The following is a 2,127-nucleotide window of genomic DNA, read 5'->3' as shown; positions in this document are numbered from 1 at the left end:
TTCAGGGCCATCCCAGACGGGAATGGCCCTGAACCGCCGTTGGCATTTGTTACGAGGCTGTTTTAATGCCGCTGTCCAACATCCGCATCATCCATCAGGACGCCGCCGTACTGGTGGTCGACAAACCGACGTTACTGCTCTCGGTGCCCGGTCGCGCCGACGACAACAAGGATTGCCTGATTACCCGTCTGCAGGAAAACGGCTACCCGGAAGCGCGCATCGTCCATCGCCTGGACTGGGAAACCTCCGGCATCATTCTGCTGGCGCGTGACGCCGACACGCATCGCGAACTGTCGCGCCAGTTTCACGACCGCGAAACCGAAAAGGCCTATACCGCAATGGCCTGGGGTCAGCCGGCACTCGACAGTGGCAGCATCGACCTGCCCCTGCGTTACGACCCACCGACCAAGCCGCGTCATGTGGTCGACCACGAATTCGGCAAACACGCGCTGACCTTCTGGCGTGTGCTGGAGCGTTGCGGTGACTGGTGCCGCGTTGAGCTGACACCGATCACTGGCCGCTCGCATCAGTTGCGCGTGCACATGCTGTCGATCGGGCATCCGCTGCTTGGTGACGGGCTCTACGCCCACGAGCAGGCGCTGGCGGCATGGCCACGCCTGTGCCTGCACGCGAGCATGCTCAGCTTCACCCATCCGCAAACCGGCGAACGCCTGCGCTTCGAGTGCCCTGCACCGTTCTGACAGACACCGCCGAAACCATGTAGGAGCTGCCGAAGGCTGCTCCTACACGGATCCGGTGCAGATTCAATTCCCCGGCCGATGCGTTAAACTCGCGCCCATTGCTGTCTGGAGTTTCTTATGCGCGAAGAGTTGAACCAAGGCCTGATCGACTTTCTCAAGGCCTCCCCTACCCCGTTCCACGCCACCGCCAGTCTGGTGCAGCGTCTGGAGGCCGCCGGTTTCGTGCGCCTCGACGAGCGCGAGCCATGGACCACCGAGCCGAACGGCCGCTATTACGTCACCCGTAACGACTCCTCGATCGTCGCGATCAAAATGGGCCGCACGTCGCCACTGCACGGCGGCATCCGTCTGGTCGGCGCGCACACCGACAGCCCGTGCCTGCGGGTCAAGCCGCAACCGGAACTGCAACGCCAGGGCTTCTGGCAACTGGGCGTTGAAGTCTACGGCGGCGCGCTGCTGGCACCGTGGTTCGACCGCGATTTGTCGCTGGCCGGCCGCGTGACCTTCCGCCGCGACGGCAAAGTCGAAAGCCAGTTGATCGACTTCAAGGCGCCGATCGCGATCATTCCCAATCTGGCCATTCACCTCAACCGTGAAGCCAATCAGGGCTGGGCGATCAACGCGCAGACCGAACTGCCACCGATCCTCGCGCAATTTGCCGGTGACGAGCGCGTCGATTTCCGCGCCGTGCTCACCGATCAACTGGCCCGCGAACACGGCTTGAACGCCGACGTCGTGCTCGATTACGAGTTGAGCTTCTACGACACACAAAGTGCTGCAGTTATTGGCCTAAACGGCGATTTCATTGCCGGCGCGCGCCTCGACAACCTGCTGTCGTGCTACGCCGGCCTGCAAGCCTTGCTCACCGCTGAAACCGACGAAACCTGCGTGCTGGTGTGCAACGACCACGAAGAAGTCGGCTCCTGCTCGGCGTGCGGCGCCGATGGCCCGATGCTCGAACAGACCCTGCGACGTCTGCTGCCGGAAGGTGACGAGTTCGTCCGCACCATCCAGAAATCCCTGCTGGTCTCGGCCGACAACGCCCACGGCGTGCACCCCAACTACGCGGAAAAGCACGACGCCAACCACGGCCCGAAACTCAACGCCGGCCCGGTGATCAAGGTCAACAGCAACCAGCGCTACGCCACCAACAGCGAAACCGCCGGCTTCTTCCGCCATCTGTGCATGGCCGAAGAAGTCCCGGTGCAAAGCTTCGTGGTACGCAGCGACATGGGCTGCGGCTCGACCATCGGCCCGATCACCGCCAGCCACCTCGGCGTGCGCACCGTCGATATCGGCCTGCCGACCTTCGCCATGCACTCGATCCGCGAACTGTGCGGCAGCCATGACCTGGCGCACCTGGTCAAAGTGCTGAGCGCGTTCTACGCCTGCCGCGATTTGCCTTAACCATTCGGGACCACTTGTT

General features: G+C 63.0%; 2 protein-coding genes. Both read left to right on the top strand.

Annotated elements, in window-relative coordinates:
• The first annotated feature begins 65 nt into the window (after positions 1 to 65).
• The gene (locus tag M9827_RS04805; RefSeq protein WP_250603859.1) at positions 66 to 701 is read left to right on the top strand and encodes an RluA family pseudouridine synthase; all 636 of its coding nucleotides are present in this window, start codon (positions 66 to 68) and stop codon (positions 699 to 701) included.
• 117 nt (positions 702 to 818) lie between these two features.
• Positions 819 to 2,108, top strand: coding sequence for a M18 family aminopeptidase (locus M9827_RS04800; protein WP_250603857.1), 1,290 nt, complete (start codon positions 819 to 821; stop codon positions 2,106 to 2,108).
• Positions 2,109 to 2,127 lie beyond the last annotated feature (19 nt).

Origin of the sequence: Pseudomonas sp. AKS31 (assembly GCF_023634765.1) — a bacterium.
Taxonomy (GTDB): domain Bacteria; phylum Pseudomonadota; class Gammaproteobacteria; order Pseudomonadales; family Pseudomonadaceae; genus Aquipseudomonas.
Note: the sequence above shows the minus strand (reverse complement) of the source record. Positions and strands in the feature narration are given on the sequence as shown.

Excerpts from the sequence above, each read along its gene's own strand:
- M9827_RS04805 (WP_250603859.1), top strand. The coding sequence starts at position 66 with ATGCCGCTGTCCAACATCCGCATCATCCATCAGGACGCCGCCGTACTG.
- M9827_RS04800 (WP_250603857.1), top strand. The coding sequence starts at position 819 with ATGCGCGAAGAGTTGAACCAAGGCCTGATCGACTTTCTCAAGGCCTCC.